This is a genomic window from Pseudomonas sp., assembly GCF_030684895.1.
Classification (GTDB): Bacteria; Pseudomonadota; Gammaproteobacteria; order Pseudomonadales; family Pseudomonadaceae; genus Aquipseudomonas.
In genome coordinates this window covers 47,010-70,662 of sequence record NZ_JAUXXP010000039.1, presented here as the reverse complement: position 1 = coordinate 70,662, position 23,653 = coordinate 47,010, and the positions used below count along the sequence as shown (strand labels likewise).

Below are 23,653 nucleotides of genomic sequence, written 5' to 3'. Positions count from 1 at the left end.
TCAGACTTCCTCTCCAGTTACCCCGAGTCATCCCCAGACCTGCTACATCATGCTCCTCCCCCTTTACGCCGCATCAACCAGTAGGCCGCCGGCAACACCAGCATCGACAACAACGGTGCGGTGATCATCCCGCCTACCATTGGGGCGGCGATCCGCTTCATTACTTCGGATCCCGCCCCCTCGCCCCAGAGGATGGGCAATAGGCCGGCAATAATCACCGCTACCGTCATCACCTTCGGTCGTACGCGTAACACCGCACCCTCTCGAATGGACTCAAGCAAAGCAGGACTATCTGTGCGCCCCGCTTCAACTCGGGAATGCCAGGCGTTCTGCAGATAGATCAGCATGATCACCCCGAACTCTGCCGACACCCCTGCCAGCGCAATAAAGCCGACGCCAGTGGCCACCGAAAGGTTGAAACCCAGCCAGTAGAGCAGCCAGACACCGCCTGTCAGGGCGAACGGTAAGGTGGCCATGATCAGCAAGGCCTCGGCCAAACGATTGAAGGTCAGATAGAGCAGCACGAAGATAATCAGCAGTGTCGCCGGAACCACCCAGGTTAGGCGTGCATTGGCGCGTTCCAAAAACTCGAACTGCCCCGAGTAGGAAATGGTCATGCCCGCATCTGGCTGCACAGACTCCGACACCCGCTGCTGGAGCTCACGTACGGTCGACGCTAGGTCACGGTCACGGACATCGACATAGACCCAGCCGGAAAGACGTCCGTTTTCGCTGCGCAGCATCGGTGGTCCTTCGCTCAGGCTTATGTCGGCCACAGAACCGAGCGTGATCTGCTGGCCTGCCGCCGTAAGGATGGGCAGCCGTTGCAACGCCTCGGGGCTGTCTCTCCACTCGCGGGGATAACGCAGATTGATCGGATAGCGCGCCAACCCTTCTACGGTTTCACCGATGTTGCTGCCACCAATAGCACCTGACACCACCGCCTGGATTTCATCGACGTTGAGGCCATAACGCGCTGCGGCCAGGCGATTGATTTTTATATCCACGTAACGCCCGCCAGTCAGTCGTTCAGCCAGCGCCGAACTCACCCCCGGCACCTGTTTGGCCACCCCTTCGATCTCACGGGTGATGCGCTCAATATCGACCAACGAAGTGCCGGCAACCTTCACCCCGATAGGACTCTTTATACCGGTGGCGAGCATGTCGATGCGGTTGCGGATCGGTGGTACCCAGATGTTCGAAAGCCCGGGGACTTTTACCGCTTGATCAAGCTCATCGATCAGCTTCTCCGCTGTCATGCCATCGCGCCACTGATCGCGTGGTTTGAACTGCACCGTAGTCTCGAACATCTCCAGTGGCGCGGGGTCAGTGGCGGTCTCTGCTCGGCCTGCTTTGCCGAACACCTGCGCCACTTCCGGCACACTGAGAATCATGCGGTTAGTCTGTTGCAGCAGCTCAGTTGCTTTACTTGCTGGAAGGCCGGGCAATGCCGAGGGCATGTAGAGCAGGTCGCCTTCGTCCATCGCTGGCAGAAACTCACCGCCAAGCCGACTTAGCGGCCAGAGACTGGAGACGAAGACCAGTAATGCCAATGCCAAAGTGGTCTTCGGCCATGCCAGCACCGCTTCAAGTACAGGCCGATAGGCCGCGATCAGCCAACGGTTCAGGGGGTTTTTCTGCTCATTGGGTATATGTCCGCGTATCCAGTAGCCCATTAGCACCGGTACCAGAGTGACTGACAGCCCGGCAGCAGCAGCCATGGCATAGGTTTTGGTAAATGCCAGCGGACCAAACAGCCGGCCCTCCTGGGCTTCGAGGGTAAACACCGGGAGAAACGACAGGGTAATGATCAGCAAGCTGAAGAACAGCGCAGGGCCAACCTCGGCAGCCGCCTTGCCGATCACCTGCCAATGCGTATCGCCTTGTAGGCGCTCGTTCGGATGCTGCTCTTGCCACGTTTCGATGTGCTTGTGGGCGTTCTCAATCATCACCACGGCCGCATCGACCATGGCACCAATGGCGATGGCGATACCGCCTAGGGACATGATGTTGGCATTGATGCCTTGATGACGCATGACGATAAACGCCATAAGGATGCCGAGCGGCAGGGTAATGATCGCCACCAGCGAGGAGCGCAGGTGCCAGAGAAAGATCAGACAGACCAGGGCGACGACGACAAACTCTTCCAGCAGCTTGAAGCTGAGGTTATCTATGGCCCGGTCAATTAACTGGGAGCGGTCATAGGTCGTCACCAACTCGACGCCCGCAGGTAGGCTTGCGCGCAAGCTGTCCAGCTTCTCTTTGACTGCGCTGATCACTTCGCGAGCGTTTTTGTCCGAGCGCATGATCACCACACCACCGACCACTTCGCCTTCACCATCTAGCTCGGCTATGCCACGGCGCATCTCCGGGCCGAGTTGAATGCTGGCTACCTGGCCAAGCAAAATTGGTATGCCGGTCTGTGAGGTGCGCAACGGCACATTGCGGAAGTCCTCCAGGCTTTCCAGATAGCCTGAGGCACGCACCATGTATTCACGCTCGGCTAACTCAAGGACGGCACCCCCGGCTTCCTGGTTCGCCCCCTGTAACGCCTCCTCAATCTCCCGCTGCGTCACACCGTAGGCAACCATCTTCTGCGGATCGAGCACGACCTGATACTGCTTGACCATGCCGCCTAACGTGGCGACCTCCGCCACGTTAGGTAGGCTTTTCAGCTCGTACTTAAGAAACCAGTCCTGGATTGAGCGCAACTGCGCGAGGTCATGTTTGCCGCTGCGATCCACCAAGGCATATTGGTAGATCCAGCCCACGCCAGTAGCGTCGGGGCCAAGGGTGGTGGTGACCCCATCCGGCAGACGATCCTGCGCCTGGTTGAGGTACTCCAGCACGCGGGAACGTGCCCAGTAGAGATCGGTACCGTCCTCGAATAACACGTAGACAAACGAGTCGCCGAAGAACGAGTAACCACGTACGGTCTTCGCACCAGGCACAGAAAGCATGGTGCTAGCCAGCGGGTAGGTCACCTGGTTCTCGATGATCTGAGGGGCCTGGCCTGGGAAGCTGGTGCGGATGATCACCTGAGTGTCGGAGAGGTCCGGTAAGGCATCTAGTGGCGTGCTACGTAAAGACCAGATGCCCCAGGCAGTGATAAACAGGGTCGCCAACAAGACCAGAATGCGGTTGCCAATTGACCAATGGATCAAGCGCGCGATCATTGGCTCGCTCCTTGTTTATTGAGCTGCTCAACGAATAATCCGGCATCGCTTTGTCGTACACCAATGCGTACGGAGTCGCCTATCTTCAATCCAACCGCGACTTCTGGCTTGGCCAAATCAAAAACCATGGTCATGCCTGGCATACCGAGGCTCTCGAAAGGGCCGTGCTCAAGCGTGACCGTTTGATCATCAAGTTCGCGGATCACACCCTGGGCCTCATGCAGTGGGGCCTGCACGGGCACAGGGTCGCCTACCTGTGCCATCACGCCCTGTAAACTGGCTTCCGAATCAATCAGGAACTGCCCTGAAGTAACCACCGCCTGCCCCTCAGAGAGGCCCGCAAGCACTTCGAAGCGGCCATCGGCCTCCCGCCCGACCTGAATCTCATAGGGGCGGTAACGTCCTTCGCCTTCAGCCAGCATGACCAGGGCGCGTTTACCGGTGCGAATCACCGCCTCGCTTGGAATAAGCAGCACCGGCTGCTCGTCTGCGCTATTGAGCCGCACCGATGCAAACATACCGGGGCGCAACTTGCCCTCTGGATTGGGCAGTTCACTGCGTACCGTCAGCGTGCGAGTCTGCACGTCGGCACTCGGCAATAGGGCAATCACTCGGCCTTTGAGCGTTTGGCCTGGAAAAGCCGTTAGGCTTGCACTGATCTGCGCGCCAAGCTCAACCGCTGCGGCCTGTGACTCAGGGATGGCCGCATCGAGCCAGATGCTCGACAACCCATTGAGGCGAGCCAGGTCTTGGCCTGCCGAAACCGCCATGCCAGCGCGTACCTCCAGGGACAGCAACTCACCGCCAATAGGGGTGACCACAGTCTGCAATGCCTTCGGTTTACGGGTACGTTGCACCTGATCGATCAACCCTTTGGGCATCCCCAGCAGGCGCAGGCGTTCACGCGCGGCGTCGACCAGCCGAGCATCACCGCTCTGCAATACCGCGATGAACTCAAGCTGGGCAGCAGACCACTCGGGTATCAGCAGGTCAGCCAACGGCGTTCCTGCAGGCAGTACATCTCCGGGGGCACGGCCATATACCCGCTCGACAAAGCCGGCAGAGCGCGCCTGCAACGTAGCGACTTCGCGCTGGTTGTAGGCCAGTGAACCTACCGCATCGATACCGGACGGTAGTACTGCCCGTACAACCGCCGAAGTTCGCATACCCAGGTTCTGAATTGCTTGCGCTGGCACGCTGAGAGCGGTCGTATCCTGCTCAGTGCCGGCATACTTCGGCACCAGTTCCATGTCCATGAAGGGAGACTTGCCTGGCTGCTCGAAACGCTGAGTCGGCACCATCGGGTCGTACCAGTAGAGCACCTGGCGATCTTCCGATGTTGCTGCTGGCAGCTGATCATGGGATGAGCTTTGTTTGCCCAGCCAGAAACCGCCAGCGGTTCCAACCGCCGCGATGGCTAGGCCCAATAGGCAATACCTCAGAGTGAGCGCTTTCATTTCAGGCCCTCCACATAGGCGTAATACAGACTGGCGGAGAGCTGGCTGAGCTGGCGCTGTTGGTCGATTTTCCGCAGTTGCGCCTCGATCAGGTCACGACGGGCATTGATCACAGCCGCCAATTGACTGTTGCCCGCTTTGTAGGCAGCAAGCTCCAGATCCACGCGCTTGCTCGACAAAGGGATAAGGTGTTGTTCGGTACGGATCAACATCTTGCGCAGCTGCGCCAACTCGGCGAGGCCACTTTCCAGTTCGGCTTGGTGAGTGCGCAGCAGCACTTCCTGTTCGGCCTCCACCTGGGCCACGCTGTGTTGCTTGGCGTTGATCTTGGGTCCCTGACGGGTGCCGACGAACATGGGCAGGTCAAAGGTGAACTGCACCATCACCATGTCGCCGAACTGGTTATCACGGTTGTTGTAGGCGAACTCCACACCCCAGTCGGGTTTCTTCTCGGAAACTGCCTCGGCCAGTTCAGCATTAGCTTCGCCTACACGGGCGGCCGCAGCCCGCAGATCTGGATGTTCCCCCAGGCGATGCTGCAGGTGCGGTACTTCCAAGCTAAGCGCAGGTGGAGTCCCGGCCAGTGGCTGACTCGCATCATCGCCTACCCAGCGGCGTAACGTGGCGCGTGCAATCGCAACATCACGATCCAACTCATCACGCCGGTCCTCAAGCGTTAGTGCTTCCTGATCGGCCTGAAGAAGCTCGCTGGATCGCGCGGAGTTGCCAGCGATCAATGCCTGTATAGCTGAGCGCAGCAGGGTGATCTGTTCATCCAACTCAGAGAAAAGCTCAACGCGACGCTCTGCGTAATAGACATCGAGCCAGCTCAGCGCCGTCTGCCGCTTGGTCTCCAAGACCATCGCGCGTTGCTCTGCTTCGGCACGAGTAACCGTGGCTTCAGCCAGTTGCCGGCGAGCCTGGCGCTTATGGCTGTTAGGCACTTCCTGCATCAGGCCAATGCGGCGCATGGTCATAAAGTCGCGATTAAGTGAGTAGCGATCCGGGCCTTCAATAGGCAGGTTATCCACGCCCAGGATCAACTTGGGATCAGGTAGAGCATCCGACGGCAGCACAGCCTGTTGTGCCGACTCGACTTGAGCCTGCCGGGCAATATTCTCAGGGGCCATACGTTCGGCAAGGGTTTGCGCGCGAGCAAACGTAAGCGGCTCAGCCTGCGCGTTGAGAAATGAACTCATCCACAGCACAACAGCCAGCACGCCTGAGCAACCAAGGCGTGCGATATGGAAAGCAGACATGCTTTCGTCTCCAATGACATTGATCGATGCCGCCTAAATGCAGGCGACAACAGAACGCTCCCTTAGCGGAGCGCATTTCAGATCAGAGCATCAGGAGACGCGCGGGGGACGCCAAAGACTGGCAGGTTCTCGTTTAGCGAGCGGCTGTATCAGCGCTGTTTCCGGGAGGGCACGCAACGGAGCGAAGGGTTTAATCGCCATAGACTGGAGAAAAACGCTGGTATTGCATTCTTGACCGGATTTGCAGGGGGATTTGCTGCCTGAGCTGGATGTGTCGCTCATGTCCTCACAGCAAGGAGCCTCACTGCCGGCATGATCCATATCGGCCATGGCACTTTGCATCGGGCAAGGTTCAGCTGCCGGCATGCTGCCAAAAGCTGGCAGCATCAGGCTGAGTACCAAAACCAGGACCGAGAAAAACCGATACATAGCGGTTGCCGTTAGCGTGTCTGAATAAACATTAGCAGAGCTCTTTTGCTCAACACAGCGATAAAACGTGCCATGGAACACTTGATCAATAAACTGGATTGTCTGGTCACTGTGGCGATTTAGAGCACTGGTAGTGCCAGCCAGCATCGGGCGGGCGGGTTCTGCTTGGGCTTGGACATATCTTCAACCTTTCCACGGCGGCAAGGTCAAGCGTTTTTCTTTCAGTTAACTAACACTTGCATATCAAGCTCTGCAGTGCAGCACAGTGTGGGTGAGGCTCGCGATGTTGGATCTTCCTTGATCCAAGCGCGTCCTGCGTCTCCTCAATGAACGTGATTACAACAGTGGAAGTGTGTAGCTGACGATCAGGCGGTTCTCATCAACGTCGTTGCCGAAGTTGGTTGAACGTAGTGTGGCGTTGCGCCATTTCACGCCCAGGTTTTTCAGTACGCCGTCCTGGAAGACATAGGCGATGTCAGTGTTGCGCTCCCACTCCTTACCATCGGCTTTGCCTGCGCCTAGATCAATATTGTCACCAGTCAGGTAACGGGTCATGAACGTCAAGCCAGGGATGCCAACGCTGGCAAAGTTGAAGTCATAGCGGGCCTGCCATGAGGTTTCGTCTTTGTTAGCGAAGTCGCCGATCTGTACATAGTTGACCAGGAACGGATCGGTGCCGTTGATGTAGGCGTAACCGGTGTCTCCGCTCATGCTCTGGTAGCCAACGCCGAGGGCGTGGCCACCAAAGGCGTAGGTAAACATTGCTCCGAATGCCTTGTTGTCGACGTTGCTGTTACCTTCGTCGGTAGAGCGGGCGTAGCGCAGATCAGTTTTCAGCGACTGTTTATCACCCAACGGCAAGGTGTGCAGGACCGTGAAAATATGCTGCTTATAGAAGTCATCCAGATTGCCGTAGTTGTAGCCGGTAGCCAGGTTGCTGTTCCATTTGTAGGTCGCCCCGGCGAAGTTGAATTCATCGCTCGTCTGGGTTCCGCCGCCGCTGATAGCGCGGGCTGCGCCGCTGGCAATGCTGAGGTCTTCGCTATCGGATGAGTCGCGCTGACTTACTTGCTTGAGCTGGCCTGCATCGAAGGTAAGCCCGTCAATCTCCAGCGAATTCAGGTGCCCGCCTTGAAAGGTCTGTGGCAGCAGGCGCGAATCGTTTGCTTGGACGGTTGGCAGTCTGGGTTGCAGCGTGCCCAGTTTCAGCACGCTGTTTGAGGCGCGCAGCTTCGCGGTTAAGCCCATCTCACCATATTCATCCTGCGCGGCACGAGGTGCTTCTTTATCGCGCTTGAGCAGGCCCGAGCCTGAGCGGTCGGCGCTAGAGTCCAGCTTGAGGCCAAGCATGCCAATGGCGTCGATGCCCACGCCGACTGTCCCTTCGGTGAACCCGGATTCGTAGCGCAGCAGGAAGCCCTGGGCCCATTCTTCCTGCTTTGATTGGCTGGCTGAGTCTTGGCGGAAGTCGCGATTGAAATAGAAGTTACGCGCTTCCAGCCCGGCTTTGCTGTCTGCGAAAAACTCAGCTGCGGCTGGCTGGCTAAGACTGAGTACCCCAGTACTCACCGCGACTGCCAAGAGGGTCTTCTTCATTGTTGTTTATCCATGTTCAGGGGGGTGGCATATCGGGGAGCCGTCGCTGTATGCCGTGCTCTCCGAATAGGGGCGGGTTCCTCTGCGGCCAATCTTCGGCTGGTCGTTATGCCTGTACGCCTGCAGGTCTAGGTCGAGGAACCATTGCGGACTTTGGGGAAGATCAAACGGAATACGGTGAAGCTGCCTGGCAGGCTACTGACCTCGACCGTGCCCTGATGCAGGCTCATGATCGAGCGAACAATTGCCAGGCCCAGCCCTGTCCCACCTTCGGCACGAGAGCGGCTGGTATCGACGCGGTAGAAGCGTTCGAACAAATGAGGGATGTGCTGTGCGGGGATGCCAATCCCCGGGTTTCCCACCGAGAACGACACGGTTTCGCTGTGCTTCTCGATCAGCAGCGAGATGTTTGCGCCAATGGGGCTGTGCCGAATCGCATTGGACAAGAGGTTTGAAATGGCGCGCTGTACCATCAGCCGATCACCGAAGGTTCGGCCGGCCCCGGAAATGCTCAGGCTGATCTGTTTCTCTTCAGCGGAGATGCTGAACAGATCCACAACGCGTCTTGCCTCGTCCTCCAGTGCAATCTTCTCGAAGGGAACCAGGGATGCGGGGTGGCTGACTTGAGCGAGAAACAGCATGTCGGACACGATTCGGGTGACGCGCTCCAGCTCTTCTGTGCAGCATTCCAGTACGGCTTTGTACTCCTCAGGTGGACGCTCTCTTGAGAGCGTTACCTGCGCTTTACCCATCAGGTTGGTGATAGGTGAGCGCAACTCATGGGCCAGGTCATCAGAGAACTGCGATAGCTGCTGAACGCCACCATCAAGACGATGCAGCATGAAGTTGATGCCGTGGGCCAGCGCGCTGAGTTCTTGTGGAAGTTTGTCGACGGAAATCCGATGGGTCAGATCCTGCGTGGATATCAGCGATGCAACCTGGCGAAATTGCCGGAGCGGAGAAAGGCCCCGTTGTACAATCCACCATGCGCCCATGCCAATTAGCGCCAGAAGAAGAGGGAGCGCGATCAACGTTGACTTGAGGTAGGCACTGAGCAGTGCTTCGTCGGCAGATCGATCAATTGAGAGTAAGACCCTGACGTGGTCGCCGTCGTTGAGCAGCATCACCTTGGATGCGGTCAGGAAGTTGTTTCCCTCAGCATCCGACCAGCTTTGGTAAATAGGGGTATCGCCTGCTGGTATGTTGGCAAGAATGGGCTCCCTGGATTTCTCACCCAGATTCAGGAGTAATTTGGTGCCTGACTTTTTCCCGTAGATCGTCAGGTGCAGATTGTCATGCCCCATGACCAGATCCAGCAGCTCGTGAGGTTGCTGGGCAATTGCATGTGCGCTCATGTCTTCGGCGAGATTGTGCTGAATCTGCTCAAGTTTGCCGTCAAGACTCTGCTTGGCCAACGAGTCCAGCTCATGGGTAAGCGCGAAGTAGGCGAGTGCTGCTAGCAGAACAACCAGTGCCGCCCCCATCACGCTGACCGACAGGCCAAGGCGCATGGATAGACTGGTCGGCTTCATGCACGTTCCTCAAGCACGTACCCGACACCCCTGAGGGTGTGAATCAGCTTGTTATCGAACGGGTCATCAATTTTGGCGCGTAGTCTGCGGATGGAGACTTCGACGACGTTGGTGTCGCAGTCAAAATTCATATCCCAGACCAGCGAAATGATCTGGGTGCGCGATAGCACTTCCCCAGAGCGGCGCATCAGTAGGTGCAGCAACGCAAACTCTTTAGTGGTCAGGTCGATGCGCTGCTCACCACGGAACGCGCGGTGCCTCGCCGGATCAAGCTCAAGGTCGGCTACCCGCAGCACTTCCGGTACTGGAATTTGCTCGCTTCGCCGTAGCAACGTACGAATTCGCGCAAGTAACTCAGGGAACTCGAACGGTTTGACTAAATAATCATCCGCCCCCAAATCCAGGCCTTTAATTTTATCCACTAAGCGCCCGCGTGCAGTCAGCATTATCACGCGAGTACTGCTGTTACTGCGTATATGCTCAAGCACGCCCCAACCATCAATTCCAGGCAGGTTTACATCAAGCACTACCAAGTCGTAAGTGTGCTGCCTAACAAGGTGGAGACCGTCCACGCCAGTGGCGGCCTTATCAACTACATAGCCACTTTCGCTTAAACCTTGGTGTAAGTATTCGGCAGTCTTGGGCTCGTCCTCGACAATAAGGATTCGCATAAAAATTCACCTTAAAATATGCGGCCAGTATTTTTAGATATTTTTTTGTTATGGCTGCGGAGTGGTTTTAATTCTTTCATCGGCGGTCACGGATATGACCTACGGCTTTTCAGGTTGCTCCAAGGCTAAAGCCTGAAGCGGCTTTAGGGTCAAGCTGTAATGCCTATTTCGCATGGCTAAAAGGGGTTAAGCGACAACATGTCGCAGTACTAGTCCTTATCCAAAACACCCAACTATTTACTGGCAGGGCTGCCCGGGGGCGCTACCCGCGAGGCAACCGCTATTTAACGGTGTTTGTTTCTAGTTGTTGCTGGGCGCTAAATTGCCTGCTCTCTTGAGCGCTGCCAATACTAATACAGGCCTACTTGGAAAAGTGCTGGATAACGTATTTGTAATTTTCCAGTCACCTTGCTGATAGGCATGGAGCACTACATTCTGCCGGGAATTGGCTTTCTACTTATTTTCCCAAGCGATAATCCTCGATATCCCTCGGGATTAATAAATATAAAGGCCTTCATTATATTCCAGCAGAGCTAGTTCTGTGGAGGACTTTAAGTGCATGTAAAAACAATGGCCGGACATGGAGTTGGAATAGGTAAATTCTGTGTATTTTCAGGGCTACTGGCTGCATTGTTAATTGCTCCAGTTCCAACAACTGCTGCCGAATCAACAAGGCAGTCAATAACGATTGATGAGGCGTTTGCGCAAGCGCTCACTGAGAACCAGGAGTTCGCTGCAGCACAATGGAATACAGGTATTGCCGAAGGTGCTCGTACTCAAGCTGGGCTGATCCCGAATCCTGAGTTGTCCTGGAGCGTTGAGGACACGCGCAGTGAGTCGCGCGTTACCAGCATTCAGGTATCTCAGCCAATTGAGCTGGGCGGCAAGCGTAGCGCGCGTATTGATGTGTCTGAGCGTGATCAGGACGCGGTGGCGATTGATCTGGAGCGTAAGAAAAACATCTTGCGCGCTGAGGTCATCCAGGCCTTTTACTCAGCTCTGCGTGCCCAGGAAGGACTGCAGCTTTCCACACAGTCGTTAGACCTTGCCCGTCGCGGACTTCAGGTGGTCGAAGGGCGCGTAAAGGCCGGCAAGGCTTCGCCAATCGAAATTTCGCGTGCTCAGGTGCAGCTTTCGGAAATTCAACTGGAGCTGAATCGCGCACGCCTCAATCAAAGCAATGCCTACAAGCAACTGGCGCTCATAACGGGTGCCAAGACACCGAACTTCGCGCATGTCGAGGGTGATCTTGAGCGCCTGCCGTACCTGCCGTCGCAGGCTGAGATGCTTGCACGCATAACAGATACAGCGGACCTACGGCTGGCCAACACGCAAATCCAGCGTGCCGAGTCTTCCTTGGAACTCGAAAAGTCGCAGCGCATTCCAGACCTCACCGTCAGCGTTGGCAGCCAGTACGACGAAGGGCTTGGCGAGCGCGTCAATTTGCTCGGCTTGTCGATGCCTATTCCGTTGTTCAACCGCAACCAAGGCAATGTGCTGGCCGCTGCTCAAGGAGCTGACCAAGCGCGGGATTTGCGCAATGCCGCAGAGCTCCGCCTGCGCGCGGAAGCCCAGCAGGCATTTGAGCAGTGGGAAAGCGCTAGAAGTGAAGTCGACTCGATCAGCGGCACACTGCTGCCGACCGCGCAGCAAGCAGTAGAGGGCGCAGTACGTGGATTCGAGATGGGCAAGTTTGCCTTTATCGATGTACTCGATGCTCAGCGCACCCTCGTAAGCATGCGCTCCCAATACCTGAATACCCTGGATGAAGCTATTTCGGCCTGGGTGAGCTTGGAGAAGATTTACGGCTCCCAACTCAACATCGAATTCAAAAAATAAGCATCTCTCACACCTACATAACGCCTTAGATGGTCGCGTCATGCGACATGAAGCCTCGCCTGCTTTCCTGGCGGCTGCATGTTTATTGAGCGCGTTTAGTCGCCGCCTGGGCATGAGTCAAATTCAATACTTTTGATAATTTGGAGTTACCAATGGCATCAACAACTCCCAGAAAGCAGTGGCTGATGATTGTGGCTGTTGTCGTCATCGGTTTAGCCGTGGCGGGTCTGATTCTAAGTGGTAGCCCTGGTAAGTCCGGGGAGGAAGGCCATGGCCATGATGAGAGTCATGAGGATGTATCGGCTCACGCAGATCCCGAGCACCACGGGGAGGCTTCGGCCGACGAGCATGAAGAGGCCGATGAGCATGCAGATAAAGAGCACCATGAAACTGTAGAACCCACCAAGGGCGAGCATGGCGGCAAGCTTTTCACCGAGGGTGATTATGCACTTGAAGTGACGATTTTTGAGGAGGGCGTAGAGCCTCAGTTCAGGCTCTATACCTACCTGGACGGTAAGCTTTTAAATCCTACTGAAAGCACGGTACAGGTGACCTTGTTGCGTCTTGGCCAACCTGCGCAAATCATCAATTTCAGCAAAGAGAATGACTACCTACGTGGCGATGCCGCGGTTGTAGAGCCGCATTCATTCCAGGTTTCCATCAGCGCCAAGCACAGTGGCAAGAGCTATTCGTTCGGTTACGAGCAGGTTGAGGGCCGCGTGACGATGACGGATGCGCAGCTTGAGCAGGGTGGCGTCACGCTCGCCACTGCTGGTCCAGCGAAAATCGCCTCCACGCTGCAAGTGCTCGGCGAGGTTCGTTACAACGGTGACCGCACGGTTCAGGTGACCCCGCAACTTGCCGGGCGCGTCGACTCGGTGGCGGTTAGTGCTGGCGATACGGTCAGCAAGGGTCAGGTATTGGCCAAAATCTCCAGCCAGGCGCTGGCCGAACTGCGTGGCGAGCTAATGGCCGCCCAGCAACGCTCTGCGCTTGCCCGCACGACCTATGCACGTGAAAAGCAATTGTGGGAAGAGAAGATTTCCGCCGAGCAGGACTTCCTGCAGGCGCAAGTTGCCATGCAGGAAGCTGCTATCGCAGTGCAGCGCGTCCAGCAACAAATCGCTTCGCTGGGCGGTGCCCCGGCCAAAGGCCAGAATCTCACCGAATTCGAGATTCGTGCCCCTATCGATGGCGTGATAACCAGCAAAAGCATCTCTGTTGGTGAAGTACTCAAAGAGGACTCCGCAGTCTTTACCGTCTCGGATTTGTCGACCGTATGGGTGGACTCAACCGTCGCGGCGAAAGACTTGGGCGTAATCGCCGAAGGGCAAAACGTTGTCGTGAGCTCCAGCGCATTCGCCGCCACGGCTAAGGGCTCCATTTCCTATGTCAGCGCTCTGGTTGGGGCGCAAACCCGCTCGGCGACTGCTCGCATCGTGCTAGCCAACCCAGATCGGATATGGCGGCCTGGTTTGCCAGTGACGGTCGAGGTGATTGCCCAGGAGAACGACGTTCCCGTTGCAGTAGCGGTCGAAGCGATCCAGACCGTTCGCGATTGGCAGGTAGTGTTCGGCCGCTTCGATAACCAGCTAGAAGCTCGGCCTCTTGAGCTGGGCAAATCCGACGGCCACTTCGTCGAGGTTATCTCGGGTCTGAAGGCGGGCGATCGATACGCGCTGAAGAACAGCTTCCTGATCAAAGCTGAGCTTGGCAAAGCCGGCGCGAGCCATGACCACTAATTCGGAGTCGAGCTATGAAACAAGTTACAGCTATTTTTCGTCCGATCCGGCTTGAAGCCGTCGAGCAAGCGCTGCACGCACTGCCGCATCTACCAGGATTCACCATCCTGCCAGCCCATGGTCATCCGCGTGGTCACGGCAAGGATCATGGATATATCGCAGACGAATGGAATCCAGACGCCCATCAGCATCTCGTGCTGCTGGCGTTCTGCTCCGATGAGGTTGCCGATGAGATCGTCCATGCCATCGAGAAGGCCGCCCACACAGGTGTTCCCGGTGATGGAATCGTCGCCGTGGCCCCTTTGACCGACGCATTGCGCATCCGTACTGGAGAGCGCGGTGATGCTGCGCTTTAGGGGAAATTGACATGTACGAACGATTAATTCGCTTCGCCATCGACCAGCGCTGGCTAGTCTTGCTGGCTGTGCTCGGCATGGCGGCGTTGGGTGTTTACAGCTACCAGAAGTTGCCGATTGATGCGGTTCCCGACATCACCAACGTGCAGGTGCAGATCAATACCGAGGCAAAGGGCTACTCGCCACTGGAAACTGAGCAACGCGTGACCTTTCCGATTGAATCGGTAATGGCTGGGCTGCCCAACTTACAGGAAACGCGTTCAATCTCACGCTACGGGTTGTCGCAGGTCACCGTCATTTTCGAAGACGGCACAGACATCTACTTCGCTCGTCAGTTGGTGAATGAGCGGATACAGGAAGCGCGTAGCAATCTACCCAGTGATCTGTCGCCGAGCATGGGGCCAATCGCTTCTGGTCTGGGCGAGATCTACATGTGGACCATCGAGGCGCAAGACGGTGCGAAGAAGCCGGATGGCAGCGCCTATACTCCGATGGATTTGCGTGAGATTCAGGACTGGATCGTCAAGCCGCAACTGCGAACCGTCAAAGGTGTTACCGAGATCAACACCATTGGCGGTTATGCCAAGGAGTTCCAGGTTTCACCCAAGCCGGAGCGCCTGGTCGCACATGGCCTCAGCCTGCAGGACATTGTGGTTGCGTTGGAGAGCAATAATGCCAACGTTGGTGCGGGCTACATCGAACGCAGCGGCGAGCAGTACCTGATCCGCGCTCCGGGACAAGTCGGCAATATCGCTGACATCGCCAACATCATCATCAAGAACACCGATGGTGTTCCTGTGCGCATCGGTGATGTGGCCGAGGTTGGCCTGGGTAAGGAGCTGCGCACCGGGGCCGCTACTGAGAACGGCCAGGAGGTGGTGCTCGGCACTGCCTTTATGTTGATTGGTGAGAACAGCCGCTATGTATCGCAGGCTGTCGACCAGCGCATAAAGGAGATCAATCGCAACCTGCCGAAAGGAGTCATAGCGAAGACGGTCTATGACCGCACTGTATTGGTCGATAAGGCCATCAATACGGTGAAGAAGAATCTGATCGAAGGCGCTCTGCTGGTTATCGCTATCCTGTTCCTGTTCCTGGGTAACATTCGGGCGGCCCTCATCACCGCAATGGTGATTCCGCTGTCGATGCTGTTCACCTTTACGGGCATGGTCAGCAACAAGGTCAGCGCGAACCTGATGAGCCTTGGCGCACTCGATTTCGGCATCATCATCGATGGTGCCGTGGTGATCGTAGAGAACTGCGTGCGTCGTTTGGCTCACGCCCAGGCCGCAGCAGGCCGAACGTTGACCCGTAATGAGCGCTTCCATGAGGTGTTCGCGGCGTCGAAGGAGGCGCGTCGTCCACTGCTGTTCGGCCAACTGATCATTATGGTGGTGTACCTGCCGATATTTGCGCTCACCGGCGTGGAAGGCAAGATGTTCCACCCAATGGCGTTCACCGTGGTGACAGCCCTGTTCGGAGCCATGATCCTCTCGGTGACATTCGTCCCGGCAGCTGTTGCACTGTTCCTCAATGGCAACGTCAGTGAAAAAGAAAATCGGCTAATGGCCTGGGTCAAGCAAGGCTACGCGCCGTTGCTAGATTGGGTCATGGTCAGCAAGCCGTTAGTGCTGACCATTGCGACAGTCATCATGGTGCTTTCTGGTTTAGCTGCTTCGCGGATGGGCAGTGAGTTCGTGCCGAGCCTGGATGAGGGCGATATCGCTTTGCATGCCCTGCGTATTCCTGGCACTAGCCTTTCGCAAGCAATTGAAATGCAGGTGCAACTCGAACAACGAATCAAATCCTTTGCCGAGGTTGATACGGTGTTCGCCAAGCTTGGAACTGCTGAAGTCGCAACCGATCCAATGCCGCCGAACGTGGCGGACAACTTTGTCATGCTAAAGCCGCGCGACCAGTGGCCCGATCCTGATCGCAGCAAAGCCGATTTGGTTGCGGCGATGCAGGAGGCGGTTGAACAGGTTTCCGGCAACAACTATGAGTTCACTCAGCCCATTCAGATGCGCTTCAACGAGCTGATCTCCGGCGTACGCAGTGACGTCGCAGTGAAAGTGTTTGGCGATGACATGGATGTGATGAACGAGACCGCCGAGCAAATCGCTGAGGTGCTGGAGGGTATTCCAGGAGCAGCTGATGTGAAGGTCGAACAGACCACCGGTCTGCCGATGCTCAGCGTACAAATCGACCGTGAGAAAGCCGCACGATTCGGTTTGAATGTCTCGGAGATTCAGGACGCCATTTCCACCGCCATCGGCGGGCGCGAGGCGGGTGCACTGTTTGAAGGTGACCGGCGTTTCGATATCCAAGTTCGCCTGGCGGACGAGTGGCGCAATGATGTCGACAAGATCCAGCAGCTACCTATTCGTCTGGCCAATGGCGATGGGTTGGATGGCCCAGGGTTTGTGCGCTTGGCTGATGTGGCGAGTGTGGTGTCCGCACCGGGGCCGAACCAGATCAGCCGTGAAAGTGGCAAGCGCCGCGTGGTGGTCACCGCTAACGTTCGCGGTCGCGATATCGGCTCATTTGTCGCCGAGGCCGAGAGCAAGATCGCCCAGGCGGTTAGCGTCCCTACAGGCTACTGGACGACCTGGGGCGGCACCTTCGAGCAGCTTCAGTCGGCGGCCAAGCGCCTGCAGATTGTCGTACCGGTCTCATTGCTGCTGGTGTTCACACTGCTCTTTATGATGTTCGGCAATGTCAAAGATGGCCTGCTGGTGTTCACCGGCGTGCCCTTCGCGCTGACAGGCGGGATCATGGCCTTGTGGCTGCGAGATATTCCGCTCTCGATCTCCGCGGGCGTGGGTTTCATTGCTTTGTCGGGCGTGGCGGTGCTCAACGGCCTGGTAATGATTTCCTTCATTCGCAGTTTGCGTGAGAACGGCATGGGGCTGGACGAGGCCATCCGCGAAGGCGCATTGACGCGCCTACGGCCAGTGCTGATGACTGCTTTGGTGGCGTCTCTGGGCTTTATTCCAATGGCCACTGCCATCGGTACGGGCGCGGAAGTTCAGCGCCCTCTGGCGACGGTAGTGATTGGCGGAATTCTGTCCTCAACAGCGCTGACGCTGCTGGTTTTGCCATTGCTCTACCGCTTGGCCCATCGTCTGCGCTAAGTTCACAGCGCTATTCGTTTGCAACTGAAAAGCCCCGCTCTTGAGCGGGGCTTTTTGCTTACCGTAAATACCGCTCAATGTGGGCGGTGACTGTGCCGTGACGTCCTCAGCGGCTTTTTTTACGCCAGATGAGAATCGGCACTGCCCGGATGTAGACAAGTTCACCCACCAACTCAACCAGTGTCTGGGTGATGACCGCTGCGGCTGCAAGCCCTCGTATTTCTTCAGGTAATGCCAGGGCCAGCGGAAGAACCACCAACGAGTTACGTGTGGCGGTACTGAAAGTAACCGCTCTCGCCGTCGAGGCGGGCAGTTTATAAGCTTTTGAAGCGAGTGCGCCCACTACGGGGGCCAAAAGCATGAAACCGATATACACCGGGATCACCGGTAAAAGCTGGTCGATATCACGTACCACTGGCGAGATTTGCGACCCAACCACCGCAATGAGAACTGCCGCCATCGCAGGGACTGGCATCCATGCCCATACGGTGTTCCAGCGACCTACGATCCGCGAGCGCTTAGCCAAGGCTGCTGTAGCCACCGCGAGCAATAAAGGCACGACAATCAGTGCGAGAAAGGCTTCAGCGAAAGGCGCTATCGAGATAACGACTTGGGATTGCTCCCCTAGCATAAAAGCCAAATACACAGGCAACAGCACAAGTTGCAACAGCAAGAGGATGGGGGTTGCTGCAAGAATCGCACGCGAGTCGCCTCTGCCTATGTGCGTAAATACCACCACGTAGTCGATACAGGGAGTGAGCAAAACCAGAAGAGCGCCGATTAGTACTGCCGGGTGTTCTGCGAGCCCTCTGGTTAGTGCCCACACCAACAGTGGAATCAGTACAAAATTGGCGATCAGCAAGGCAGACATGAAGCGTTTGTTGCTAAGACTCTCGCGGAAATCAAGAAAGGGGATTTGCAGGAACATCGCGTACATCAGCACGGCGATAGTCGGGGTCACTAATGCGTTCAGGCTCTGCGTAGCTGCAGGAGCTATTAACCCACCGATTGCCGCTGCAATGACCGCAACGAAATAGATCGGTATCTGGTTTTGTTCAAGCGCATCCCTACTCATAGCATCCTCAAGGAGTAAAAACTTCAGCTTACATGAGGTAGCGGAGAGCGCGGCGATACTCTTGGATGGCCTGAATCATGAAAAATTGAGATGGGCACGGCGTCTAGCTATTGAGTAGGTATCTGCTGACGGTGCAAGGGCGCGGTATTCAAATGACACCGTGTTCTAGCATCGGGGTGATAGCCAGTGCCTTTGCAGATATCAGGCAGATCAATCTAAAGGCCTGCACCGGTATCATTTTGCCCTTCTTGCTACACGCTGACAGCGATGGCTTGTTGCAGACATGAATGACTTGCGGAAGAGTAGAGTTAGTTTTCTAGCTTGGAGGTTTAAACTCCCAGTGAGTCTTTTTTATTAAAGATTAAATAAAAAAAGCGCCCCGAAGGGCGCTTAGGGTACACCTCTTTCCAAAGGAGCTCGGGAGCTTCTAGAGGTGAACATCGTTCGGAAGTGGGCGGTTAGTCAGCGTTGGTTTCTTTTTTAATATCGGTATTGGCCCGATTTTGGTTGCTGGTCTTAACCTTTAGTTCGTCCGCCGGTTTGGCAGAAGGCTCAGTTCCGTGAATTCGTTTTTGATCTGCTCGAAATTTTTCCTGAGCTTTCATTGAGCGATCATAGCCATCTTCTGCATAAGTCTGTGTGGAGCCGACAAGAAGTACCGATCCAATAACTAGAGCTTTCAACATCTTCATAAGGCAGGCCTCGTAAAATTCAATTAGTAGCTTGTCGAGGTTCATGGACAAGTTCTGCAAGTTCGAGTGAATTTTACGGGGGTGAAGCTAACAGCAGCGTGAGCTCAACATTACATTCTTGAAATCTAATAACTATCTATCTTGTTATGCATGAGCGGGCAGGGCTTTTAGAGCCCGCCCGCCCATCCATTTTTAGAGCACGCTCAGTGGGTACTCGACGATCAGACGAACCTCGTCCAGATCCGACTCGTAATCCGTTGCGCGGGTAGTCATCTGGCGAACGCGGAAGGACATATCTTTCAGCGAGCCAGCTTGTACGACGTACTTGGCTTCGATGTTGCGCTCCCAGCGCTTCTGGTCGGTCAGCGGATTACCATCGGCATCACGACGCATATACACATTGTTGGCGTCGGAGTAGTCCGCATCTGTACCCAGCGCATAGCGCGTCATGAAGGTCAGTCCAGGAACGCCATAGCTGGCCATATCTAGGTCGTAGCGCAGCATCCAGGACTTCTCTTTCGGCGAGTTGAAGTCGCTGTACTGAATAGAGTTGTCGAGGAAGATGGAATCAGACTGGCGCAGGTAGTCGAAATCATCGTCGCCGTTGTTGCGCTGGTGCGACAGGGCAACGCTGTGTGCACCGAACTGCACACCCACTTTGCCGCTGTAAATGTCGTTATCGAACTCACCCAGCAGCTGCTGGCCGTCATCGACAGCTTTGTAGTAGTTCAAACCACCGAACAAGGAAACACTGTCGGTCAGCGGGTAGGTGAAGGACGTACCGGCATAGTGCTGCTTCCAAGCATCCTTGAGTTGGCTGCTATAGAGACTAAAGCTCAGGTTGTCATTTAGCGAATAGTCACCGCCGAAATAGGCAACCCATGGCGACGCGACAGAGCCCGCATAGAAGGTTGCGAATTCATCACGCATGGTGCTGACCTGCGGCTGGCTCATGGCATGCAGGCGGCCACCCTGAAGGGTCAAACCATCAAAGCTGGTGTTCTCAACCGTAACGCCGCGAAAGCTTTCCGGTAGCAGGCGGGAGTCACCGTAGTGAACCACCGGAGTCATGGGGAACACATCACCCACTTTGACAACGGTGTCGAATAGCCGGGCTTTTACTGCACCACCCACTTTGGAGTAGTTATCTTCAGCTTCACCATCACTATTTACCGGCAGCAGATTAACAGTACCACCTGGGCCATATCGACCATCCCCGGTATCCAGTTTAAGGCCGAGCATGGCGAAGGCATCAATACCAAAGCCTACGGTGCCTTGGGTAAAGCCCGACTCGAACTGGCCAATGATGCCGTGTGCCCAAGCTTCAGTATAACCATTGTCAGTGTTGCTCGACTGACCTTTACGAAAGTCACGGTTCATGTAGAAGTTACGGTTGAGAATATTGAAACTGCTACCTTCTACAAAACCTTCGGCTTGCTCTTCTGCGGCCGCCATGAGCGGAGCTGCACTGACAATCGCCGAAAATACTGCAAGGGATAGTTTGGTTTTATTAAGCATTTATTGCTCCTTTATATTGGCAGTTATTAGTCTAGTTTTCGCCATGGCGTTCTTATAGGTATTGCACCCTCAAGCGCTCTGCGCCTTTGGGGAGCTGAGCCCTATCCTTGCAAGCTGAAGATAACTTGAAGATGATTGGAAAATTACAATTCTGTAATCTTCACAAGGCGGCAATAAAAGTTGTCTTAAAGCGACATTTAAGTGCAGGTTTTCAACAAAAACGGCGTATAGGCCGTGAGAGCGCCCAGCTTGGGTTGGCCCAGGTCATTCGCTAGAGAGGCGATCAGCTCACTGCAACGCTATGTATTGCAGTGAAATGGGCCACTTGCTCCAGAGGATATGAGTCGCCCATTCCAGTGGTTGTGCACCACTCTGCTGATGGTTTCGAGCCATGAACCAGTAGTTGAATCAGCTCGCGTTTGAGTTCGGCCGAGCTCGCAATCGATGCGATCTCCAGCTCAGATTAACTGCGACTGGCATAGCCTTGGGCTCACATTGGTTGCGGGCGAGCGAGCTTACGTTGGGTGGCATCGGCTCAACGGGCGCGCGCTTTCATCAGCTAGCCAGAGCCACTCACTAGGGGCATCGTGTTGCACCTAGCGGCAGCCCTTCGCAAGAGAATCCGTTAGCCTTGGCTTGTAAGGTCTCGCCCAAAGGGTTCGGTCAACTGTCCAAGGTAGTCTTTGGGATAGTCCTTTTCATGCAATCCAACCTCTGCCTCTCCCAGCTTCCCTGCGCTGTCGTAGAACGTGCCAAACAGTCGATCCCACACCATCAGAAACTCTCCGAAGTTAACCTGGGCATCCGCAAAGTCGCGCTTGTGATGCCAGCGATGAATTTCAGCAACCCCGATGATGTGGCGCAGCCATCCCAGTCGGTAGTCCAGGTTTGCATGCTGGAACGCCAAGTGCACGGTCAAAATGCCAAACCAGGTAGCAACCACTGCGGATGGAGCACCTGATGCGAGCAGAATCACCAGCCCCGGACCGGCCATGAGTGCGGCGTGCAAGGGGTGTCGGCGCTCCCCGTTGATCCAGTACAGCCGCTCGGCGCTGTGATGAATCATGTGAAAACGCCACAGCCAGGGTACATGGTGGCTGATACGATGCATGGCATACAGGCTCAGATCGAGCACGGCGGCGACCAGCAGCAGTTGCAGCCAAAGTGGGCTCTCGACTGGGAAGAGACGAACCGTAGCTGGCACTGCATCGCCCAGCCTGGCCAGGATTTCAGCGGTGAACTGGATGACGGAGAGATTCACCAGCATGTGCAGTAGGTCGGTCGCGGTGTCTTGATGATCCTCAAGCCAGGCTTCGCGAAAAGGCTGGATGCGCTCTAACCCCGCGACGCTTAACAGACCCACCGCGGCGACTACCGGTGTGGTGGGCCAATACGGCACTCCCGCGTACAGCGCCCAGAGCATGAAGGCGGCACAGCCACCAAACACAAGTGGATAGCTCAGCCAGCGTAGGGGGAATCGCAGGAAAATAGGCATCGCTCAGCTCCTGGGTAGGGAGCCATGACTGTATGTGGGGAGACCCGCTTTCGGCTTGAACGAAAGAGCTATGACTCCTGAAGATCGACCTCAGCCAGTGCGGAAGAAGGATCGATGCCCAGCAGCGTCCGGAATGTCCGGGAGAAATGCGCCGAGTCAGAAAAGCCCGCTGCATGAGCTGCTTCGGTTAGTCGTACACCTTTGGCCACATATTGCAGGGCCTGCGTGAGACGCAACCATTTCGCATAGCTGCGCAGCGGCAGGCCGGTTTGCTCTACAAACCAGTGGGAAAACCGTGAGGGGGATAAATGCACCAACGCGGCCATTTCGTCGCGTCCCATTTGGCCACTACGCAGCGCCTCAACCACAGTGGTCAAACGAGGATCTGAAGGCGGCGGATCGGAAAGTTGCAGTGATTGGCGCACCCCCGCTCTTACCTGAAGTGCAGTGTGCCCTGGCTCACGTAGCGCCTCGATAATCGGCGTGATATCCCCCGGCGCGATCTCAATCACCCGCGCTGTTTCGCTGCCACACAAAGCACGCGCCTCATCGGACACTGCATCCAGATAGATCGATAGCACTCGGTTGGCGCTGAGCCGATGCGGCAAGCCGGCCGGGATGAAGACGGCCGATCCTGTTTGAATGCCCAGCGGCGTTTCAACCAATACAGGTGAATCGAGACCCGCTGAGATCTGATGTGCCTGATGGTGGTGCCAATCCTGGTGGCCGGCACGGCCATGAAAGATGCCGATGCCGGGCCCCACCCAGGCATGGCCTGCCCAGCGCACCGCGCCTGTTGAGGGCAAGTCTTTCATTCTCTGGCTCGGCCGGTTTCCTCATTCGGGTTCAGTAAGCTGCTCAGGATCAACATGGTCGCACCACCGACGATACCGATATCCGCCAGGTTAAACGCAGGCCAATGCCAGGACTGCCAGTAAAAATCCAGGTAGTCGATCACATGGCCTTGCGAGGCTCGATCAATCAGATTGCCAACGGCACCGCCTAAGATGAGGCTATAGCCTAGGGCTTCGCTGTTGGCTCTGGGTTTACGCAATATCAGAGCCAGCACCACCGAAACGACCAAGGCGATGACGCTGAAAAAGTAACGCTGCCAACCACCCGCGTCAGCCAGGAAGCTGAACGCTGCACCGGTATTCCAGAAATGAACCAGATTGAAGAACGGGGCCAGCGGAATGACGCTGCCGACCGGTAGCGCCCCCGCAATTGCGCTCTTGAGCGCTTGGTCGGCCGAGGCAATGGCCAGCGCTAGCGTCCACCAACGCCAGGGAGCGATAAAGTGTGTCACTCCAGGAAGTGACTTCATTGTTCTCCTCCTTGGAGAAGTCGCTGCAACTCCTGAGAGATGGGCATGGGCGCGAAAGCACTGATCCTCGAGCGGCCGGTATTGCCGATGGGCACCCAAATTCTGGAAAACAGCAGGGCCGCGACAATGCGCGGTATTTGCCCCGCCACCTCGCGATAATCGCCAATTTGCCAGCCGAGCGTGAGCATCAGCCAGTGTGACCTGGCATGCAGCAAAGGTTGGCGCTGAGTCAGGATGTGCGCGCGCTCCAGCCATTGAAAGGCATCTGTACTGCGCTGTTCCTGCATGGCCTGCCGGGCCTGCTGAAAGGCTTGTTCAATTGCGAGTTGCAATGCTGCTTTCATCTTCAATCCTCCAA

At 56.1% G+C, this 23,653-nt stretch carries 17 protein-coding genes; 4 read left to right on the top strand and 13 right to left on the bottom strand.

Annotated features, from left to right (window positions below; genetic code table 11):
- Positions 1-47: 47 nt before the first annotated feature.
- The 6 genes from Q8M42_RS07975 to Q8M42_RS07950 form a co-directional block, all read right to left on the bottom strand.
- Positions 48-3,176 (bottom strand): efflux RND transporter permease subunit, encoded by a 3,129-nt coding sequence (locus Q8M42_RS07975; RefSeq protein WP_304870839.1) that lies wholly within the window; start codon positions 3,174-3,176, stop codon positions 48-50.
- On the bottom strand, positions 3,173-4,633 hold the full coding sequence (locus Q8M42_RS07970; protein ID WP_257776560.1) for an efflux RND transporter periplasmic adaptor subunit: 1,461 nt from the start codon (positions 4,631-4,633) through the stop codon (positions 3,173-3,175). The genes Q8M42_RS07975 and Q8M42_RS07970 overlap by 4 nt, the downstream gene beginning before the upstream one ends.
- A complete protein-coding gene (locus Q8M42_RS07965; RefSeq protein WP_304870841.1) occupies positions 4,630-5,892 on the bottom strand; it encodes a TolC family protein in 1,263 nt (420 codons plus the stop codon). Before Q8M42_RS07965 ends, Q8M42_RS07970 begins: the two co-directional genes overlap by 4 nt.
- Before the next feature lie 765 nt (positions 5,893-6,657).
- Entirely contained in the window at positions 6,658-7,917 is a 1,260-nt protein-coding gene (locus Q8M42_RS07960) for an OprD family porin (protein WP_274089235.1), read from the bottom strand.
- Between the two features lie 128 nt (positions 7,918-8,045).
- Positions 8,046-9,449: a heavy metal sensor histidine kinase gene (locus Q8M42_RS07955; RefSeq protein ID WP_167143938.1), complete on the bottom strand. Its 1,404-nt coding sequence runs from the start codon at positions 9,447-9,449 to the stop codon at positions 8,046-8,048.
- A complete protein-coding gene (locus Q8M42_RS07950) occupies positions 9,446-10,120 on the bottom strand; it encodes a heavy metal response regulator transcription factor (protein WP_090256273.1) in 675 nt (224 codons plus the stop codon). Before Q8M42_RS07950 ends, Q8M42_RS07955 begins: the two co-directional genes overlap by 4 nt.
- A 570-nt stretch (positions 10,121-10,690) precedes the next feature.
- Here Q8M42_RS07950 and Q8M42_RS07945 point away from each other — a divergent pair.
- The 4 genes from Q8M42_RS07945 to Q8M42_RS07930 all read left to right on the top strand — a co-directional run bounded on the left by Q8M42_RS07945 (position 10,691) and on the right by Q8M42_RS07930 (position 17,191).
- Positions 10,691-11,959: a TolC family protein gene (locus tag Q8M42_RS07945; protein ID WP_090256272.1), complete on the top strand. Its 1,269-nt coding sequence runs from the start codon at positions 10,691-10,693 to the stop codon at positions 11,957-11,959.
- 152 nt (positions 11,960-12,111) lie between these two features.
- A complete protein-coding gene (locus Q8M42_RS07940) occupies positions 12,112-13,701 on the top strand; it encodes an efflux RND transporter periplasmic adaptor subunit (protein ID WP_143003858.1) in 1,590 nt (529 codons plus the stop codon).
- 14 nt (positions 13,702-13,715) lie between these two features.
- Positions 13,716-14,057 carry a P-II family nitrogen regulator gene (locus tag Q8M42_RS07935; protein WP_090256271.1) on the top strand — a complete coding sequence of 114 codons (342 nt, stop codon included), beginning with the start codon at positions 13,716-13,718 and terminating at the stop codon, positions 14,055-14,057.
- Positions 14,058-14,068: 11 nt separating this feature from the next.
- On the top strand, positions 14,069-17,191 hold the full coding sequence (locus Q8M42_RS07930; protein ID WP_090256270.1) for an efflux RND transporter permease subunit: 3,123 nt from the start codon (positions 14,069-14,071) through the stop codon (positions 17,189-17,191).
- A gap of 106 nt (positions 17,192-17,297) precedes the next feature.
- On the opposite strand, the gene Q8M42_RS07925 is transcribed toward Q8M42_RS07930, so the two are convergent.
- The 7 genes from Q8M42_RS07925 to Q8M42_RS07895 all read right to left on the bottom strand — a co-directional run bounded on the left by Q8M42_RS07925 (position 17,298) and on the right by Q8M42_RS07895 (position 23,639).
- Positions 17,298-18,266, bottom strand: a complete 969-nt coding sequence (locus Q8M42_RS07925; RefSeq protein ID WP_167143944.1) for an arsenic resistance protein — start codon at positions 18,264-18,266, stop codon at positions 17,298-17,300.
- A 458-nt stretch (positions 18,267-18,724) separates the two neighbouring features.
- Complete coding sequence (locus Q8M42_RS07920) at positions 18,725-19,003, bottom strand: hypothetical protein (RefSeq protein ID WP_241693742.1); 279 nt, start codon at positions 19,001-19,003, stop codon at positions 18,725-18,727.
- A 147-nt stretch (positions 19,004-19,150) separates the two neighbouring features.
- On the bottom strand, positions 19,151-20,476 hold the full coding sequence (locus Q8M42_RS07915) for an OprD family porin (RefSeq protein WP_167143947.1): 1,326 nt from the start codon (positions 20,474-20,476) through the stop codon (positions 19,151-19,153).
- Positions 20,477-21,101: 625 nt separating this feature from the next.
- Complete coding sequence (locus Q8M42_RS07910) at positions 21,102-21,971, bottom strand: sterol desaturase family protein (protein WP_257776551.1); 870 nt, start codon at positions 21,969-21,971, stop codon at positions 21,102-21,104.
- A gap of 68 nt (positions 21,972-22,039) precedes the next feature.
- Positions 22,040-22,786, bottom strand: coding sequence for an AraC family transcriptional regulator (locus tag Q8M42_RS07905; protein ID WP_167143953.1), 747 nt, complete (start codon positions 22,784-22,786; stop codon positions 22,040-22,042).
- On the bottom strand, positions 22,783-23,295 hold the full coding sequence (lspA, locus tag Q8M42_RS07900) for a signal peptidase II (RefSeq protein WP_167143956.1): 513 nt from the start codon (positions 23,293-23,295) through the stop codon (positions 22,783-22,785). Before lspA ends, Q8M42_RS07905 begins: the two co-directional genes overlap by 4 nt.
- A complete protein-coding gene (locus tag Q8M42_RS07895; RefSeq protein ID WP_167143959.1) occupies positions 23,292-23,639 on the bottom strand; it encodes a DUF3703 domain-containing protein in 348 nt (115 codons plus the stop codon). The genes lspA and Q8M42_RS07895 overlap by 4 nt, the downstream gene beginning before the upstream one ends.
- Positions 23,640-23,653: the final 14 nt, after the last annotated feature.

Bases quoted from the DNA above. Each gene is read 5' to 3' on its own strand.
- Q8M42_RS07930 (WP_090256270.1), top strand. From the start codon at position 14,069: ATGTACGAACGATTAATTCGCTTCGCCATCGACCAGCGCTGGCTAGTC.
- Q8M42_RS07950 (WP_090256273.1), bottom strand. From the start codon at position 10,120: ATGCGAATCCTTATTGTCGAGGACGAGCCCAAGACTGCCGAATACTTA.
- Q8M42_RS07970 (WP_257776560.1), bottom strand. From the start codon at position 4,633: ATGAAAGCGCTCACTCTGAGGTATTGCCTATTGGGCCTAGCCATCGCG.
- Q8M42_RS07955 (WP_167143938.1), bottom strand. From the start codon at position 9,449: ATGAAGCCGACCAGTCTATCCATGCGCCTTGGCCTGTCGGTCAGCGTG.
- Q8M42_RS07935 (WP_090256271.1), top strand. From the start codon at position 13,716: ATGAAACAAGTTACAGCTATTTTTCGTCCGATCCGGCTTGAAGCCGTC.
- Q8M42_RS07905 (WP_167143953.1), bottom strand. From the start codon at position 22,786: ATGAAAGACTTGCCCTCAACAGGCGCGGTGCGCTGGGCAGGCCATGCC.
- Q8M42_RS07965 (WP_304870841.1), bottom strand. From the start codon at position 5,892: ATGTCTGCTTTCCATATCGCACGCCTTGGTTGCTCAGGCGTGCTGGCT.
- Q8M42_RS07940 (WP_143003858.1), top strand. From the start codon at position 12,112: ATGGCATCAACAACTCCCAGAAAGCAGTGGCTGATGATTGTGGCTGTT.
- Q8M42_RS07915 (WP_167143947.1), bottom strand. From the start codon at position 20,476: ATGCTTAATAAAACCAAACTATCCCTTGCAGTATTTTCGGCGATTGTC.
- Q8M42_RS07975 (WP_304870839.1), bottom strand. From the start codon at position 3,176: ATGATCGCGCGCTTGATCCATTGGTCAATTGGCAACCGCATTCTGGTC.
- Q8M42_RS07960 (WP_274089235.1), bottom strand. From the start codon at position 7,917: ATGAAGAAGACCCTCTTGGCAGTCGCGGTGAGTACTGGGGTACTCAGT.
- Q8M42_RS07895 (WP_167143959.1), bottom strand. From the start codon at position 23,639: ATGAAAGCAGCATTGCAACTCGCAATTGAACAAGCCTTTCAGCAGGCC.
- Q8M42_RS07945 (WP_090256272.1), top strand. From the start codon at position 10,691: ATGGCCGGACATGGAGTTGGAATAGGTAAATTCTGTGTATTTTCAGGG.
- Q8M42_RS07910 (WP_257776551.1), bottom strand. From the start codon at position 21,971: ATGCCTATTTTCCTGCGATTCCCCCTACGCTGGCTGAGCTATCCACTT.
- lspA (WP_167143956.1), bottom strand. From the start codon at position 23,295: ATGAAGTCACTTCCTGGAGTGACACACTTTATCGCTCCCTGGCGTTGG.
- Q8M42_RS07925 (WP_167143944.1), bottom strand. From the start codon at position 18,266: ATGAGTAGGGATGCGCTTGAACAAAACCAGATACCGATCTATTTCGTT.
- Q8M42_RS07920 (WP_241693742.1), bottom strand. From the start codon at position 19,003: ATGAACCTCGACAAGCTACTAATTGAATTTTACGAGGCCTGCCTTATG.